The organism is Exiguobacterium sp. s6, from assembly GCF_018618155.1.
Classification (GTDB): Bacteria; Bacillota; Bacilli; order Exiguobacteriales; family Exiguobacteriaceae; genus Exiguobacterium; species Exiguobacterium mexicanum_A.
The window spans coordinates 638,363-654,382 of sequence record NZ_JACSLN010000001.1 but is presented as its reverse complement, the minus strand read 5'-3'; the positions used below and the strand labels follow the sequence as shown (position 1 = coordinate 654,382).

Here is a 16,020-nt window from a genome sequence, read left to right as displayed (position 1 = left end):
CTTACCGGAGAAAGTCGAGAAGCGTCGGTTGGATGATTCGGGCCCCGGCCGACAGTGCCGCTCTGTGTACCGTCTCATGAGATTTAAGCTCCATGATGACCTTCTCGATATCGATGTCTTCGTTGTTTGACATAATCGTCTTGGCGATGATTTCGTGGTCTTGCAGACGGTTGTCGACAAGCTCAAGTCGGTTGGCACGAGCCCCGAGTTCAGCCCGTTCCGTAATCAAGCTTTGACCGAGCGTATCGAGCACCCCGAGCATTGTCGAGAAGTCTTTGCCGGTCTTCGTCGAGTCCTGAAGTGCTAAACTTAAGTCACGTAACCCTTTGAACAGTTCTTCGCCGAATACGGTCTCCGGCTGCATGTTCACTTGGACCGTGATCCCTTTTGACACCTCGAACTTGATTTCACCACTCCCGGCTGGAACGGTTCCACCCTCATAGATATTTGCGACAGGCGCAGCTGGATCGGTACTCGCCAAGTAGGCTTTCAAACTCTCGATATCGATGAGTGGAGCATCCGTCATCGTCCCATTATAAATGTACTTCTCGCCGGCTTTCGAGTTCGCGAGCGAACCAATATGTTCGACAAGTTGGTCAATCTCGCTTTTAATAATTTGACGTTGTGACGATTCATACGTATCGTTCGCCGCTTGCGTCGTCAGTTCACGAATCCGTTTGACGGCTTCCGTCACTTCATTCAACGTCGAATCCGTCAAATCCATCCAGCTCGTCGCCTCACTGACGTTGCGACGGAATTGATCGACTTCACGCACCTCCGTCCGGTAGCGGATGCCTTGCATCGCCACGACCGGGTCCTCAGACGCTTTTTGAATTCGCTTTCCGCTGATGAGTTGCTCTTGGACACGGGCAAGCGTATTATAGCTGCTTGATAAATGTTTCAAGTTCGTCTGTGTGAGCATCGTCTGTGTAACACGCATTATTTATTACCTCCCTACGACACCCATGCCGTTAATGATTTTGTCGAGCATCTCGTCGACAGCCGTAATGTTCCGCGCCGCCGCATTATAAGCGTGCTGGTACTGAATCATCATCGTCATTTCTTCATCGAGCGAGACGGCGCTCACCGATTGGCGCCTCTGATCCGAACTCGCCATGAGGGCGAACGTGCTCTTCGCGAGACTACCGCTTTGGCTAGCCGACACCGCCATATTCCCGATGATGTTTTGGTAATATTTACCAATTGATGCATTCGTCGTGACTGATCCCTCAGTAAATGACAATACTTGATTCTTTAAATCAGCAAGTGCCAAGGCCCCGCTGCCATCTCCTATATTGCCATCTTTCGAAGCGGCAATTAAATCCAAGTTTTTCATAATCGCATCCCCGACAGTAATGTCCGCGGCACTCGTCATGTTATCAAAGAATTGATTCGTACCAGCGACACCTGCCGCATCGATATTACCACTGTGCGAGGTGTTGAAGGCAGTTGCGAATTGTAGCGCCATTTCATCTAAGTCTTTTAACATGACTGTGAAGGCACCATCAATTCCCTCGCTTCCATTTTCGCCATACATCTCGACAAGTGCTTTCAACTTTCCGTTCGGAATATCAGAGTGAGTGAGCGGTATAACCGTGCCCGCTGCATCCGTTAATTCGAGGCCGTCAAATTTTCCGATTCCTCCTCCAATGGCGTCAACAAGCGTCACATTATTCGGCGCTGCTTTCGTTCCGATATTAACGACGATATCAATTCGTCCCTCGGCCATCCGTTGCGAATTACCACGCGTTTCGCCGTTTAAGTAATCGACCGGTTTACGATCGAACTCGATATATTGGGCGAGTTCGTCCATATAGCGGTCGCGCTCGTCATACAGTTCGTTCGGAAGAACCCCAATCGGCTCAGCGTCCCCGATTTGACGATTGACGTCACTGATCTTTGTCAAAAGATCGTTCACTTTCTTGATGACGACGTCGGCTTCTGATTTCAAATCATCTTGTACTTTCGTGAGCGAAGACGACATATAGTTGAATGTCTCCGTAAGCGTCATCGCCCGTTGGCGCACAACACTGCGGGCCCCGGTGTCGTCCGGATTGACCGACAAATCTTGGAGCGAACCCCAAAACAAGTCAAGTGCTTTCGCAAGCCCGTTCTCCGACGGTTCGTTGATGATATCTTCCATCCGACCGAACGCCGCTTCTTTCGTCGCGTAAAATGAATTTTTCACCGTCTCGTCTCGATACTGCTGGTCGATCATCAAGTCACGAATCCGAGCGAGCGTCTCCCCGCGGACACCTGTCCCGAACTGCCCGGCCTTCGTTCCGCCGAAGTTGACGCTGAGCTGTTCGGTCATGCCGAGCGATAGGCGCTGGCGTGAGTAACCCGGGTTCGAGGCGTTAGCGACGTTGTTCCCTGTCGCCTGGAGCGCCCACTGGTGCGTCGTCAAACTGCGGCGCGCCGTCTCTAATCCCATAAATGTTGAGCCCATTAAACTTCCTCCTTATACATCTCGGCTGAACGAGCGCGTCTCGAGCGCCTGTTGACCGTACGTGAAATCATCTGCCTCTGGCAGGAGCATATCCAAATGCCATTCGATATACCGGAGCGACTGTTCGAGCAAGACGGCGTTCAATTCATTCTGCCGTTTCAGCTCGAGGACGACCGGTCGTAACGCTTCTTTCTCTTCATCGTCCAAAATGTACGTTCCTTGAAGTCGTTCCGCCTCTTTTTGTTTGATTTGTCGGACGAGCGTCGCCTCTTCCTTGACGAGCGCGCTGAACGCGGGCATATCGCCGTTGATGAGCAGTCGTTCTTTTTCATAAGCGATTTCGAGTAAACGTGTATGTAATGTGAGCATAAGTCTCTCCTTTGTCCAAAAAAAGAGCCGACTAAAGAAAGGGTGTCCCTTGTTTAGTCAGCTTCCGTGCCATCATATTTATGCGAAGGTCTCCCTCGGACCTCGCTTTCATTCATCCTTGTAGAAAGCGTTTGGCGATCTCGCGCGCGTCCCGTGTATACGTCCCGGCGTTAATCTCCGCCTTCAAGGCGTTGATCTTCTCCAGGCGCTCCGGATGTTTCACCGGTTCTTCAAACCGGGCGCGGGCTTCGGCCGATATCGATAGTTGGTCCGTTTGGCGTGTCAGCTCGGGCTTCGTCTCAGGTTGCGTTTTCTTCTCATAAGTGTTCGGTAAGTGTACCCACTTTGCAGAATCGATGCGCATACGTGTCCCCCCTCTTCTCAGTTGTTAGTCCAAACGATAAGCGCGAACGCTCGGCTGCTTGTTTACAGTTTCCTGTAAACCTTGTAATTCTTGCTGCATATCTGTCTGACAAGCCGAACAAACTTTTCCTTCGTTCGTCGGCTTACCACAACGCACACAAGCGATGCTCATAGCTGGGTTGTCCTTGATAATCAAGCGTCCTTCATGGATATATCGCGTGATATCAAGTTCGGAGACGCCTGTCGCTTCGACGAGGGCCCCGATCGTTGTCTGTTTGTTAGCGGGTTCGCGGATGAAGTCCCGGACTTTCAAGAAGTTTTGGAAATCAACTTCCGCGCAGGATGGGCAGTAAGGCGAGCGGCTTTGTTTCATGAACAGCCGTCCGCATGTTTGACAAGTTGTTGCTTCCACAGTCATTCACCTCTGCCCTTTATATCGGACGCATTTTTGATTTGTTTAGCGTCCGGAACAGGCAAACGGCAGAAACTTGTTCCGCCCCGGCCCGGCGCAGGGTGAGCGCCGCTTGATGCAACGTCGTCCCCGTCGTATAGACGTCGTCAACGAGGACAATTTTGCCACAACGCGGTAACCGCTGTACAGCGAACGGATTCGTACGGTGCCGCCTTTCTTCTTTCCCAAGTTCACGCTGACTCGAAACCTCGGATTTGACGAGCACCTGCTCCGTCGGTCCAATCATCCTTGCGAGCAACTCCGCCTGATTGAAACGCCGCGTCCGTAACCGCTCCTCGCTGAGCGGGATCGGCACGTAGAAGACGTCCGGCTCTCGCAGCTGCCTTAGTACCGGGCGCATCTGATTGGCCAGGACGACGTCACCGCCGAACTTGTAGCGGTGGAGCCAGTTCACGCCCGCCTCGTCATATAGGTAGAGCGAGCGCACGGTCAAGTCGAGACCGAGGCCGAGCCAACGGACGCAATCGTCGCATGTCGCCCCGTCCTCGGTCGGATGGCCGCAGCGCGGGCAGCCCGAGATGATTGGGGTCAATCTCCCCTCACAGTCCGGGCAGACCCAGTCCCGTTTCAAGAGCGTCGCCGGGCTCCAGGGAATAGCGAACGGTTTTCGGCAGACGAGACAGTTCATCGCCGGTTCGCCTCCTCGATCTCGCGGATGGCCCGGTCTTGCTGGAACGTGCGCTCGTGGTAGAAAAAGACGACATCCCCGGTCGGCGCGGTCGGTTTCCGACCGGCCCGCCCTGCCATCTGGACGAGGGCGCGGGACGAGAACAAGGCGTGACTGCTGTCGAGGACGGCGACGTTGACCCCGGTCACGGTCATACCCCGCTCCCAAATCGACGTCGCGAGCACGATCCCGGTCGTCGCTTCGAGCCATTCGAGCGTATCCGTCCGCTCGTCCGTATCGGCCGAGACGGCTTTGCAGGGGAAGCCGTTTGTCTCAAGCAGCTCCCTGTATCGGGCAAGGTCCGGCTTCGTCGGGACGAACAGCAAACGTGGGGAACCCTCGTATTGCCGACAGAAGTCGAGGATCGCCTGCCCCGTCTCACGCACGAGTCGCGGCACCGGCAAGTCGTGCCCGTGATAGCGACGCGATAGATGCACGGTCGGGAACTGGCGCTGCCAGACGGTCGGCGTCGCCGTCACGAATAAGAACAGGCCTTTCCCGGCTCGGCGGAGCGTCCACCAAAGTGCCAAATCGAAGGCGAACGGGAAGGCATCAGACTCATCGATGAGGACGTAATCGAACACATGTCGTAAGTTCACGAGCAGCGGCGCCGTCGCGACAGTGATCATTCCAATCGTGTCCTTGTCCCCGCCCCCGTAGCGCCGGGTGACCGGGACAGAGAAGGCGGCCTCGAGCCGGTCGACCCATTCGATGGCGACGTCACGGCGCGGCGAGACGATGAGGACACGCTTCCCTTCATTGACGACGCGCGCGATGACCGGGAATGTCATCTCCGTCTTCCCGGCCCCGCAGACGGCATGGACGAGCCCGCTCGTCCGAGATTCCCACCAGGTGAGCAACTGCCGGCTGATGTGTTGCTGGTCGGCCGACAGTTTGAACGGCATGACGAGTTCCGTCGGTTCGACCGGTGTCGTGATGTCTTCTTCCCCGAGACGGTCGCACTGACAGACACGGCCGAGATGGAGGCAATTCCGGCAATAGCGACACGCACCGTGGTGGCACGTGAACGAGCGGGTGTCCGTACTCAGACAGCGTTGACAGATTCCGAAGCGGATGGCAGGCGTGCCGGTCGGCGCGATGATGAGTTGTCCCAATACAATCAGTCCTTTTTGAATGAGGATATCATGTGAGAAGCCGTCGGACATGAGGCGTTGTCAGCATGTAGCGTCACCATTCCCGTACGGAACCTGAGCCATTTGCGACTTACGACCGAGGCGAACGGTGCAACATCTCTTTTATAATGAGTGTAGTCCAGTAATTGGAAAGCAGGTGTCCGATGCACAAACGACCGCTTCATAACGTCTTGACCGTACTCGGAATGATGGCCGTGTTCTGTCTCGGTTGGTGGGTGTGGTATGTGCTGAACGGCAGTGAGGCGGCCGAACAACGAGCCGTCCGAACAGCCGAAACGTATGTCGACACGACGTATCCCGAGATGGAACTCGTCGTGACCGACGTGACGTACTTATCCCTGTACGATGCGAAATATTACGTATTGTTCGCGTCCCCGTCCCATGTCGAAGCTGAGTTGTGGGTGCGCGTCACTCGAGCCGGAGACGTCGTGGACGACAATATCGGGGATGCCACTAACGTCTCACGGTCATTGGACCGACGTGATGCCTTCGACTAACACCTATAACCAAAAAACTCGTCAGACGATTTCGTCTGGCGAGTTTTTCTCGTTATGCGTTCCGTTTGTAGAACATGATCGCCTCATACGCCCGGAGCGACAACGTCGTCCCGTCGAGCTGGGGCACGTCATAGTTGTGGCTGACGACCTCGGCCTGCGTGAAACCTGCCGGAATCTCATACGTCGTCTCGGGCCCGTAGAAGTTCGCGACGACGAGCACTTCCTCGTCTGCCGTCTTCCGCGTGTACGCCCAGACATCGAGCGCGTCCGGTGTGAGGAGCGTATAGTCCCCGTCCGTCAACACGTCGAACTCTTTGCGGAGCGAGATCAAGTTCTTGTAATGGTAGAACACCGAATTTGGGTCGTCAAGCGCCGTCTCGACGTTGACGTCCGGATAGTTCGGCGCCACGTTGATCCACGGCGTCCCGCTCGTGAAGCCGGCGTGCGGCGTCGCGTCCCACTGCATCGGCGTCCGCGAGTTGTCGCGCGACTTCTGTTTGATGGCGGCCATCATATCCTCATGTGACACACCCTGTTCGCGCTTCAAGTTATAGACATTGAGCGTCTCGATGTCACGATACTCGTCGAGCGAGTCGAAGCCCGGATTCGTCATGCCGATCTCCTCGCCTTGATAGATGTACGGCGTCCCTTGGAGGCCATGGAGCACGGTCGCGAGCATCTTCGCGCTCTCGAAGCGGTGGTCGGTGTCATTGCCGAAGCGGCTGACGACGCGCGGCTGGTCATGATTGCACCAGAAGATGGCGTTCCAGCCCTTACCGTGCATTCCTTCCTGCCACGTCGACATGATGTCTTTCAGTTGGATGAAGTCGAACGGCGCGGCGACAAACTTCTCGCCGTTCGGATAGTCGACTTTCAAGTGGTGGAAGCTGAACGTCATGCTGAGCTCACGCTCGTCCGGGCTCGAGTAGCGGACGCAGTGGTCGAGCGTCGTCGATGACATCTCGCCGACCGTGATAACGTCATGCCCGTCGAATACCTCGCGGTTCATCTCTTTCAAATATTCATGGATACGCGGCCCGTCCGTGTAGAACTTGCGGCCGTCCGAGTCGTCTTCCGGGAAGTCCTGCTGCTTCGAGATCAAATTGATGACGTCGAGGCGGAACCCTTTGATGCCCTTGTCACGCCAGAAGCGCATCATCTCATAGACGTCCTCGCGCATCTGCTCGTTCTCCCAGTTCAAGTCGGCCTGGGTCACGTCGAACAAGTGGAGATAATATTGGCCGCTCTTCTCATCATACTTCCAGGCGTTGCCGCCGAACTTCGACTCCCAGTTCGTCGGCTCGTCGCGCCAGATGTAATAGTCGCGGTAGCGCTCGTCGCCGGCGAGCGACTTCTGGAACCACTCATGCTCGGTCGACGAGTGGTTGACGACGATGTCCATCATGAGGCCGATGCCGCGCGCCTCGGCCTCACGGACGAGCTCATCGAGGTCGTCCATCGTCCCGTACGAAGGATCGATTGCGTAATAGTCGCTGACGTCATAGCCGTTGTCGTTTTGTGGTGACTTGTATACCGGCGTCATCCAGATGTATTCGATGCCGAGCTCGGCCAAATAGTCGAGCTTGGCCGTCACGCCTTTGATGGAGCCGGTGGCATTGCCTTCCGGGCTATAGAAGCTTTTCGGATAAATTTGATAGACGACAGATTTGCGCCAGTTTGATGGTGTCATAGGTGTAGTCTCCTTTTGTAAGAGTTTTCATTTGTACAGGAAAAGGGGAAGAACCTCCGTCCCTCCCCTTGTCAGTCATCTTCTTATGCAACTTTATTTTCTTCGATTTCACCTTTCTTCATATAGCGCTTCGACAAGACGAATGTGAGCGCGAACGGCACGACGATCGCGATGATCATCCCGACGATGAAGAGCAAGATCTTATCGGTGAAGATGGAGAGGAAGCCAGGTAGTCCTCCGACCCCGATCCCAATCGCTTGAACATCGTTCAAGGTGATGAAGACGGCGGCAATCGCCGACCCGATCATCGCCGAGTAGAACGGGAACTTGTTCGGTAAGTTCACCCCGAACATGGCCGGCTCGGTGATCCCGAAGTAAGCCGAGATGGCTGATGTCGACGCCATACTCTTTTGTTTCGCGTTGTGCTTATAGACGAAGAACATGGCAAGTGCAGCCGAGCCTTGGGCGATGTTCGACAAGGCGAGCATCGGCCAGATGAACGTACCGCCCGTTTCCGCGATGAGCTGAAGGTCGATCGCGATGAACAAGTGGTGCATCCCCGTGACGACGAGCGGTGCGTAGAACAATCCGAACAAGAGCGCACCGACGACCGGTACGACTTCGAACACGTTGACGAGGCTCGTCGCGATGACGTTCCCGATTCCGCGTGTGACCGGTCCGACGATCGCGAGCGCGAGGAAACCGGTGACGACGATGGTCGTGATCGGTACGACGAGCAATTGAATCGCGTTCGGGACGTGTTTTTTCAAAAACATCTCAATATGGCTCAAGATGAAGGCCGCGGCCAAAATCGGAAGGATCTGACCTTGATAGCCGACTTTCTCGATTTCGAACAAGCCGAGGATGTTGAACGTCGGGACGTCGCCTTCAAGCGCCGCCTGCCCATAACCCCAGGCGTTCAAGAGGTCCGGGTGGACGAGCAAGAGACCCATGACAATCCCGAGCACTTCGCTGCCGCCGAACCGTTTCGTCGCCGACCAACCGACGAGTGCCGGGAGGAAGACGAACGCCGTGTTCGCCATCATGTTGATGAGGTCCCAGAGTCCTTGCAGGTTCGGGTACGCCTCGATCAGCGTCGCATCATCGACGAACAGCCCTTCCGACGCGAGCAAGTTGTTGATCCCCATCAATAGACCGGCGACGATGATGGCCGGGATGATCGGCATGAACACGTCCGAGAACACTTTGACGAGTTTTTGGAGCGGGTTCATCTTCTTGCCGCCGGCCGATTTGACCTCGGCGACCGTCGCCGCTTCGAGCCCGGCGAGTTTGATGAATTCGGCGTAGACGCGTTCGACGTCACCGGCCCCGATGACGACTTGATAAACACCCGAGTTTTCGAATGCCCCTTTGACGAGATCAGCTTCTTTCACTTTTGCTTCATTGACGAGCGACTGGTCTTTCAACGAAAGACGGAGCCGCGTGACACAGTGTGCCGCTTTGTCGACGTTATCCTTGCCCCCGATGGCTTCAAGGATATCCGCGGCGATTTGACGATAATCTGCCTTCATATTTGTTGGCCTCCTTTGTTTGAAAGCGTTTGTTGAAAACGGTTACTTATGAGTACAAACAAAGTTTAACTTATATAGACGAGTTCTGTCAACAACTTATCTATATAAGTTATGCGTGACAAATTCGTGACAGGCGTTCACTATTTTTGTTCCCTCTCCCCTCGATTCAAAACGAAAAAAAAAGACCCCTTCGAAAGAAGGGGCACTAGCGGCGCGCCACGTCACTGAACTGAAACTTGTCGAGCCGGTGGCGGGACTCGGTATACTCGAACTGTCTGCCCTCATAGAGGAACGTGTCGTTCGTGATGACGATGACGTACTCGTAATCGTGGAGGTCGAGCCTCATCCGGTCGAGCTCGATCACATCCTCGGCCGCGATCTTCCGCTTGGCATAACTGATTTGGAGCCCGAGTTCATGCTCGACGTACTCATAAATCGAGCGGGCGGCGATTTCTTCCGTCAGTCCCGGAACGAGGTCTTTGACGAAATAGTTCACGTCTAGGATGACGTTCTCCCCGTCGAAGTTCCGGACCCGTTCGATCCGGTACATCCGCGTCCCCGGCTCAAGGTTCATCCGGTCGCCGAGCCAAGTCGGCGCCTCGATGTCCTCGAACGAAGCGACCGACGTCTGGATCGAGCGGCCGAGCAAGGAAGCGTACACTTCCGAGAAGCTGACGATGCCGTTGAATTGGAACTCGATTTGGTCGCGCCGGAGTACGAAGACGCCTTTCCCGTGATGCTTCCGGACGTAACCGTGCTCTTGGAGCAGGTCGAGCGCTTTCCGGACCGTACCTCGGCTCGCCTCATACTCATGCATGAGCTCGGTCTCGGATGGCAGCTTCGACTCCGCCGCATATTCCCCGGTCTTCATCCGCTCGGCGAGGCGCTCATAGATTTGACGATATTTGGCCACAGGCTCACTCCTCTCTATCGAAAAAGACGACCGGATGGCCGTCTTTTGTTTACCACTCGCGGCGATACCACGTGATGCCGATCGCACCAGGTCCAAGGTGTGTCCCGATGACCGGTCCGAAATGACCGCCCGTGACATGGGCCTGTGGGAACTTCTGTTTCATCGACGCGATCTCCTCGGCCTGACGGTCCGGGCAGTTGGCGTGGATGATGCCGATACAGTAGCCTGCACCGTCGCCCTCGATCGATTGTTCCATCATCTCTTCGATGCGGCGGACCGCCTTCTTGTACGTCCGAATCTTTTCGAACGGGACGATCAACCGGTCTTGGAAATGCAACACCGGCTTGATTTGAAGGAACGATCCGACGAGCGCCTGTGCCGCGCTGAGTCGTCCGCCTCGTTGGAGGTGATCGAGGTCATCGACGACAAAGTACGCACGAATCAACTCGCGCATCTTTTCAAGGTGAGCCATGATCTCCTGTGCCGACGCGCCTGCGTCGCGCAGATGGATCGCTTCTTCGACGAGGAACGCTTGAGGCATACATGAGATCTCCGAATCGAAGGCGTGGACGTTGACGTCGACCATACCGTTCAAGGCGATCATCGACTGGTACGTGCCGCTGATCCCGCTCGAGAGGGTGATCGCGATCACATCCGTCACCTCGTCCGGCAAACGTTCAATCAATTCGATCGTTTCCCCGATGCTCGGTTGGGAAGTCGTCGGCAAGTTCCCTGCCTCGATCCGGTCATAAAACGCCTCAGTCGTGATGTCGACGGCTTCGCGGAATGACTCCCCGTCAAAGATCACGCTGAGCGGGGCGACGTGGATGTCGTGCCGCTCACAAAATTCGGCCGGCAAATAGGCAGTACTGTCGGTCAAAATGGCTATGTTTCCCATGCTATATCCTCACTTTACATCGTTTCGTTTTCCAATTGAATGTGGATTCCATTCCATATTGTAGCATAAAAACGATGTATTGCATCGGTAGAGGTCAAATCTCAACCCATCCGCGGCGGATGGCATCGACGACGGCTTGCGTCCGGTCGTTCACTTCCATCTTGCGAAGCACCGACGAGACGTGGTTCTTGACCGTCTTCTCGCTGATGAACAACATGTCGCTGATGTCGCGGTTCGAGCGGCCCTCGGCGAGCAAGTGCAACACTTCGACTTCACGGCGCGACAACAATTGGTAGACCGGATCGTCCGTGCGATTCTCGACGTTACGGCCGGCCTGCTCCCCTTTGAATTGGAGCAAGCGACGGTATTCCTTCAAGACGTTCGTCGTCACTTTCGGGTGCAGGTACGCCCCGTCTTTCGCGACCGAACGGACCGCCGAGATGAGCTCGGTCGAAGCCACTTCTTTGAGCAGGAAGCCCGATGCGCCCGCTTCGAGCGCATGCGTGATGTACGACTCGTCGTCATGAATCGACAGGATGAGGACACGCGTCTCCGGTGACAGCACCGACAACTGTTTCGTCGCCTCGATCCCGTTCAGTTCAGGCATGTTGATATCGAGAATCAAGATCTCTGGTTTGTGGTCGGCGGCGATGCGAATCGCCTCGGTGCCGGTCCGTCCTTCGGCGACGACCGTGAATTCATCCTCTAAATCAAAGATCCGTTTCAAGCCTTCTCGAAACAGCTCATGGTCATCCACGATCGCGATGCGTGTTTGTAATTGTTCCATCTGGATACTCCCCCTTGTTCTTGTCTTACGTGATTGGAATCGACATGCGGACGACCGTCCCTTTGCCGACTTCCGAATCAATGGTCATACTTCCGTTCACCAGCTCGATCCGTTCCCGCATCCCAACGATCCCGAACGACTCTTCGCAAATCGTGCTCGGCACGAATCCGACCCCATGGTCCCGTACATGAATATGTATCGCGTCATGCGCTTGCTCGACGTTGACGATGATCTCCGCCGTCTTCGAGTGTTTGATTGCGTTTTGGACGGCCTCTTGGACGAGCCGGAACACGTTGATTTCCAGTTTCTCAGGCAATCTGGCCCGAGACCCCCGGTAGTTGAGCCGTGTCTTGATGGTCGTATATTCCTCAGTCTGATGGAGGTATCGTTCGAGCGTCGGCAAGAAGCCGAGGTCGTCAAGTGACATCGGACGAAGGTCATAGATGAGCCGCCGGACGTCGACGAGCGCACCGCGGATGAGGCGTTTCAGCTCGTGCAGTTCGGCGAACGCCTCGTCTTTCCCGCGCTTGTCGAACGTCTTCTCGATCAAATCGGCTCGAATCAAAATATGAGCAAGCGATTGCGCCGGTCCGTCGTGCATCTCACGGGCGAGGTGGCGCCGTTCACGTTCGGCCGCCTCGAAGACGCTGATTGCCATCTCTTGCTTCTTCATCATGTCCGAATACTCTTGCTGCAGATCGTCCCGAAGGAAGTTCAGCACGACGGAGACGCGGCTGACGAGTTTGTCGGCCCGTTCGATCGTGTCCTCGAGGACGAGCAGGCGGCGTTCGAGGTCGTTGCGACGCTGTTGGCCGGCCATCTCTTCTTTTTGGATGAGAAAGCGTTCGAGCTGCATTTGATTGGCGCGTTCATACGCCTCTCGGATCTCTTGCTCGCTATGTATATGGAACTTCTTGCTTACTTGGACGAGTTTGTTCTTCGCCGCTTTCACGAGCAGGTCGAGCCGCTCCGACTCCTCGATACAAAACTCGATCTTATGCGTCAACTCTCTCAGTTCGTTTTGAATCAACGAATACTCGTTGGCCGAACTCTCGGTAATCCGGACGATCTCCTCTTTACTTTCCGTCACCGTATCAATCATATTTGTTATGATATGTTCTAAAGCTGTACGATCGGTAATATGATTCACGATGCCATCCCCTAATAATTCGGTAGTAAGTCTTCATCTATTCCTATTATCGACTGCGGAACGTTCGATTACAGTAAAAAATGGAGGCTCTCCTTCCCATTCGCCGCACCAGGCGTTGACGCCTACTTGAATTTTAAAAAAAATATTCAAAAATAGAAAGGAGAATTTTCAGAAATGTCTACTGAACAAAATTATACTATAAAACAAGACGGAGAATACGAGGTCGTCATTCAAAAGTCAAAATTTATCGCCCACTTCAAACGGGTCACCTCTGAAGCAGAGGCACAGGCGTTCATCCAAGCCATCAAGAAAGCACATTGGAGCGCCAATCACAACTGTTCCGCCTATATCATCGGCGAGCGGAACGAGTTCCAAAAAGCGAACGATGACGGCGAGCCGAGCGGGACGGCCGGGCTGCCGATGCTCGAAGTGCTCCGGAAACGCGAGTTGAAAGACACGGTCGTCGTCGTCACCCGCTACTTCGGCGGCATCAAGCTCGGCGGCGGCGGACTGATCCGCGCATACGGCGGCACGGTGAGCGAAGGTCTCGACGCGGTCGGCATCGTCGAGCGCATCCCGATGCAACGCTTGACGCTCACGGTCGATTACGGCTGGATCGGCAAGGTCGAGAACGAACTGCGGCAATCATCGTACCTCCTCGACGACATCGTCTACGCGGACACCGTCACGTTCCACATCTCGGTGCCGGTCGAAGAGACCGAGGCCGCAATGGCATGGCTCGTCGATTTGACGAACGGACAAGGGGGACTCGAGACCCAGGACCAGCGCATCATCGAACGTGATTTTGTGCGGTAGGTCACGTATACTAAAGGAAACGAATGAAATGAGGAGACGACATGGAACAAGACTCCCGCAAGAAACGCCCCGTGTGGAAGATCGTCCTGCTCGTGCTCGGCCTCGTCCTGTTGATTGGCGGGTCGGCCTTCGGCTACTTCGTCTTTAAGGCGAACGAGACGGCGGAGAACACGAACAGCGAGCTGACACGAGGTGACAAGTCGGACCGTCGGGAAGAGACGGTCGACCTGACGAAAGATCACTTCTCCGCCCTACTCGCCGGCGTCGATGGCGGTGCCTCGCTCGAGGAAGGACGGACCGACTCGCTCATGGTGGCGACGTTCAACAAGGAATCGCGCCAAGTGACGCTCGTCAGCATCCCGCGCGACTCATATGTCGACATCGTGACGACGGACGGCGAGTTCAAAGACAAGATCAACCACGCCTACGCCTACGGCGGCATCGACACGACGATCGCGACGGTCGAGAAGCTGTTCGACATTCCAATCGACTACTACGCGACGATCAACTTTGACGGCATCGAGGATCTCGTCGATGCGGTCGGCGGTGTCGAGGTCGATGTGCTCGTCCCAATCTCGGGCCGGGCGACCGGTAACGTCGAGCTCGAACCCGGCGTCCAAATGTTAGATGGAAAAGAAGCACTCGCCTACGCGCGCATGCGCAAAGACGACCCCGAGGGTGACGTCGGACGGGTGAAACGTCAACAGCAGGTGCTCGAGGCCATCATCAACGAGGCGACGACGATCAATTCGTTCACGAAGCTCAACCGGATCATGAATGCGGTCGGCGATAACATCCGAACGAATATGTCCTTGTCCGAGGCGTCACAGCTGCAGCCGTACACGAAGTCGCTCCGGTCGTTCAACCAAGAGACGCTCGCAGGCGGTGACTTGACGCTCGGCGGTGTGTATTACTACGAACTCGACCCGGCCGACTTGAGCGAGAAACGCACACTCTTGAAGAGCGAGCTCGGCCTGCCGGTGACGGCGGAAGACAGTGACAACGGAACCGGCGACGGCTTGAATGAAACGGAAGACGGTTTCAGCGAGACGACGACGTACTGATACCAAAAAACGACCGGGGACGCGTGTCCCCGGTCGTTTTCATATGGTCACATCAGGCCTTCGGCCGGCCGAGCAGGCGTCGTGACGTCTGGATGATCGGCTTATAGTTCGGATGGATCAACTCGGTCGATTCGACGATCAGCTCGATGACGATGAGCACGATGACGAACGTGATGACCGCCCCGAGCATCGTCGTCTTGGCGAACAAAATCGAGGCGATGCCGAAGAAGAATGTCATCCCGTACATGAGCAGAACGGCCTGCCGTGTCGTGAAGCCCATAGCAATTAGTTGGTGATGCATGTGGGATTTATCTGGTGACATTGGCGGACGTCCTTGAATTACACGACGCATGATAGCAAATATAGTATCAGAAATAGGTAAGCCTAATAATATTACCGGTACTATTAAAGAAAAAAGAGTAACATTTTTGAAGCCAAGTAATGAAAAAACAGCTAACATATATCCAAGAAATAACGATCCAGTATCTCCCATGAAGATTTTAGCCGGATAAAAATTATATATAAGAAAACCTAATACACTTGAAAGTAACAATAAAGTAGTGATCGTTAAATACACATTCCCTTGAATTATGGCTAATATTGCAATTGTTCCAAGCGCGATACTCGAAACACCGGCAGCTAACCCATCAAGACCGTCAATTAAGTTAATTGAATTCATAATACCTATCAACCACAAGCACGTTAACGGGACGCTCCACCAGCCTAAATATAATTGCTGATCAAAGGGCAAATTAATCAATTCAATCCGCATACCTGAATTCAAAATAATAACTGTTGCAATCATCTGGCCCATCAATTTAACGCGTGCTGTCATTTGAAAGCGGTCATCGATAAAACCGGTCAAGATGATTACAACCGCCCCAATCAGGATGGCATCATTATATCGACTCGTCGGCAGCAAAAGAGCATAACCGATGAAAAAAGCAATGAAAATAGCAAGGCCACCGATCCGTGGCATAGTTTTTAAATGTACTTTTCGGGCGTTCGGGTGATCGACCGCTCCGATCAGAAAAGCAAACCGGCGAATGAGCGGCGTGATCAAGATGGCCATCACAAAACTGACCAACATGGCAATCCATAACATGGGCCAACGTTCCTCTCTCGTAAAAATAGACTCTGGCGAATTATAGCATATTTCTCTTGAGGCGAAACGTATCAGAAATGTTACAACGAAAAAA

Annotated in this window: 17 protein-coding genes; 3 read left to right on the top strand and 14 right to left on the bottom strand. The window is 54.5% G+C overall.

What is annotated here, in order from left to right:
* Position 1 precedes the first annotated feature (1 nt).
* From flgL to KNP75_RS03390, 7 genes are all read right to left on the bottom strand, one after another.
* Positions 2–940, bottom strand: coding sequence for a flagellar hook-associated protein FlgL (gene flgL, locus KNP75_RS03420; protein ID WP_215189859.1), 939 nt, complete (start codon positions 938–940; stop codon positions 2–4).
* A gap of 6 nt (positions 941–946) precedes the next feature.
* Positions 947–2,449 (bottom strand): flagellar hook-associated protein FlgK, encoded by a 1,503-nt coding sequence (gene flgK, locus KNP75_RS03415; protein WP_215189858.1) that lies wholly within the window; start codon positions 2,447–2,449, stop codon positions 947–949.
* A 12-nt stretch (positions 2,450–2,461) separates the two neighbouring features.
* Positions 2,462–2,818: a flagellar export chaperone FlgN gene (gene flgN / locus KNP75_RS03410; RefSeq protein WP_215189857.1), complete on the bottom strand. Its 357-nt coding sequence runs from the start codon at positions 2,816–2,818 to the stop codon at positions 2,462–2,464.
* A gap of 112 nt (positions 2,819–2,930) precedes the next feature.
* The gene (locus KNP75_RS03405) at positions 2,931–3,182 is read right to left on the bottom strand and encodes a flagellar biosynthesis anti-sigma factor FlgM (protein WP_131435359.1); all 252 of its coding nucleotides are present in this window, start codon (positions 3,180–3,182) and stop codon (positions 2,931–2,933) included.
* A 24-nt stretch (positions 3,183–3,206) separates the two neighbouring features.
* Positions 3,207–3,599 carry a flagellar protein gene (locus KNP75_RS03400; RefSeq protein WP_251128182.1) on the bottom strand — a complete coding sequence of 131 codons (393 nt, stop codon included), beginning with the start codon at positions 3,597–3,599 and terminating at the stop codon, positions 3,207–3,209.
* A 13-nt stretch (positions 3,600–3,612) separates the two neighbouring features.
* Entirely contained in the window at positions 3,613–4,281 is a 669-nt protein-coding gene (locus KNP75_RS03395) for a ComFC family protein (protein WP_215189856.1), read from the bottom strand.
* Entirely contained in the window at positions 4,278–5,435 is a 1,158-nt protein-coding gene (locus tag KNP75_RS03390) for a helicase-related protein (protein WP_215189855.1), read from the bottom strand. Before KNP75_RS03390 ends, KNP75_RS03395 begins: the two co-directional genes overlap by 4 nt.
* A 182-nt stretch (positions 5,436–5,617) precedes the next feature.
* On the opposite strand from KNP75_RS03390, the gene KNP75_RS03385 reads away from it, so the two are divergent.
* A complete protein-coding gene (locus KNP75_RS03385; protein ID WP_215189854.1) occupies positions 5,618–5,971 on the top strand; it encodes a hypothetical protein in 354 nt (117 codons plus the stop codon).
* 52 nt (positions 5,972–6,023) lie between these two features.
* On the opposite strand, the gene treC is transcribed toward KNP75_RS03385, so the two are convergent.
* The 6 genes from treC to KNP75_RS15805 all read right to left on the bottom strand — a co-directional run bounded on the left by treC (position 6,024) and on the right by KNP75_RS15805 (position 12,941).
* Complete coding sequence (treC, locus tag KNP75_RS03380; RefSeq protein ID WP_215189853.1) at positions 6,024–7,661, bottom strand: alpha,alpha-phosphotrehalase; 1,638 nt, start codon at positions 7,659–7,661, stop codon at positions 6,024–6,026.
* Between the two features lie 83 nt (positions 7,662–7,744).
* A complete protein-coding gene (gene treP, locus KNP75_RS03375) occupies positions 7,745–9,193 on the bottom strand; it encodes a PTS system trehalose-specific EIIBC component (RefSeq protein ID WP_034778639.1) in 1,449 nt (482 codons plus the stop codon).
* Positions 9,194–9,398: 205 nt separating this feature from the next.
* On the bottom strand, positions 9,399–10,064 hold the full coding sequence (gene treR / locus KNP75_RS03370) for a trehalose operon repressor (protein ID WP_251128274.1): 666 nt from the start codon (positions 10,062–10,064) through the stop codon (positions 9,399–9,401).
* Positions 10,065–10,155: 91 nt separating this feature from the next.
* Positions 10,156–11,004 (bottom strand): DegV family protein, encoded by an 849-nt coding sequence (locus KNP75_RS03365; RefSeq protein ID WP_034778644.1) that lies wholly within the window; start codon positions 11,002–11,004, stop codon positions 10,156–10,158.
* Positions 11,005–11,098: 94 nt separating this feature from the next.
* Positions 11,099–11,791: a response regulator transcription factor gene (locus KNP75_RS03360; RefSeq protein WP_034778646.1), complete on the bottom strand. Its 693-nt coding sequence runs from the start codon at positions 11,789–11,791 to the stop codon at positions 11,099–11,101.
* Between the two features lie 25 nt (positions 11,792–11,816).
* Positions 11,817–12,941, bottom strand: coding sequence for a sensor histidine kinase (locus KNP75_RS15805; protein WP_215189851.1), 1,125 nt, complete (start codon positions 12,939–12,941; stop codon positions 11,817–11,819).
* A gap of 174 nt (positions 12,942–13,115) precedes the next feature.
* On the opposite strand from KNP75_RS15805, the gene KNP75_RS03350 reads away from it, so the two are divergent.
* Positions 13,116–13,757: a YigZ family protein gene (locus KNP75_RS03350; protein ID WP_034778649.1), complete on the top strand. Its 642-nt coding sequence runs from the start codon at positions 13,116–13,118 to the stop codon at positions 13,755–13,757.
* Between the two features lie 41 nt (positions 13,758–13,798).
* Positions 13,799–14,821, top strand: a complete 1,023-nt coding sequence (locus KNP75_RS03345; protein ID WP_215189850.1) for an LCP family protein — start codon at positions 13,799–13,801, stop codon at positions 14,819–14,821.
* A 52-nt stretch (positions 14,822–14,873) separates the two neighbouring features.
* Here KNP75_RS03345 and KNP75_RS03340 read toward each other — a convergent pair whose 3' ends face one another.
* Entirely contained in the window at positions 14,874–15,926 is a 1,053-nt protein-coding gene (locus tag KNP75_RS03340; RefSeq protein ID WP_214707144.1) for a glycosyltransferase family 4 protein, read from the bottom strand.
* Positions 15,927–16,020: the final 94 nt, after the last annotated feature.

Bases quoted from the DNA above. Each gene is read 5' to 3' on its own strand.
- treR (WP_251128274.1), bottom strand. From the start codon at position 10,064: ATGAAGACCGGGGAATATGCGGCGGAGTCGAAGCTGCCATCCGAGACC.
- KNP75_RS03360 (WP_034778646.1), bottom strand. From the start codon at position 11,791: ATGGAACAATTACAAACACGCATCGCGATCGTGGATGACCATGAGCTG.
- treC (WP_215189853.1), bottom strand. From the start codon at position 7,661: ATGACACCATCAAACTGGCGCAAATCTGTCGTCTATCAAATTTATCCG.
- KNP75_RS03385 (WP_215189854.1), top strand. From the start codon at position 5,618: ATGCACAAACGACCGCTTCATAACGTCTTGACCGTACTCGGAATGATG.
- treP (WP_034778639.1), bottom strand. From the start codon at position 9,193: ATGAAGGCAGATTATCGTCAAATCGCCGCGGATATCCTTGAAGCCATC.
- flgK (WP_215189858.1), bottom strand. From the start codon at position 2,449: ATGGGCTCAACATTTATGGGATTAGAGACGGCGCGCCGCAGTTTGACG.
- KNP75_RS03340 (WP_214707144.1), bottom strand. From the start codon at position 15,926: ATGTTATGGATTGCCATGTTGGTCAGTTTTGTGATGGCCATCTTGATC.
- KNP75_RS03395 (WP_215189856.1), bottom strand. From the start codon at position 4,281: ATGAACTGTCTCGTCTGCCGAAAACCGTTCGCTATTCCCTGGAGCCCG.
- KNP75_RS03365 (WP_034778644.1), bottom strand. From the start codon at position 11,004: ATGGGAAACATAGCCATTTTGACCGACAGTACTGCCTATTTGCCGGCC.
- KNP75_RS03405 (WP_131435359.1), bottom strand. From the start codon at position 3,182: ATGCGCATCGATTCTGCAAAGTGGGTACACTTACCGAACACTTATGAG.
- KNP75_RS03345 (WP_215189850.1), top strand. From the start codon at position 13,799: ATGGAACAAGACTCCCGCAAGAAACGCCCCGTGTGGAAGATCGTCCTG.
- KNP75_RS03400 (WP_251128182.1), bottom strand. From the start codon at position 3,599: ATGACTGTGGAAGCAACAACTTGTCAAACATGCGGACGGCTGTTCATG.
- KNP75_RS03350 (WP_034778649.1), top strand. From the start codon at position 13,116: ATGTCTACTGAACAAAATTATACTATAAAACAAGACGGAGAATACGAG.
- flgN (WP_215189857.1), bottom strand. From the start codon at position 2,818: ATGCTCACATTACATACACGTTTACTCGAAATCGCTTATGAAAAAGAA.
- flgL (WP_215189859.1), bottom strand. From the start codon at position 940: ATGCGTGTTACACAGACGATGCTCACACAGACGAACTTGAAACATTTA.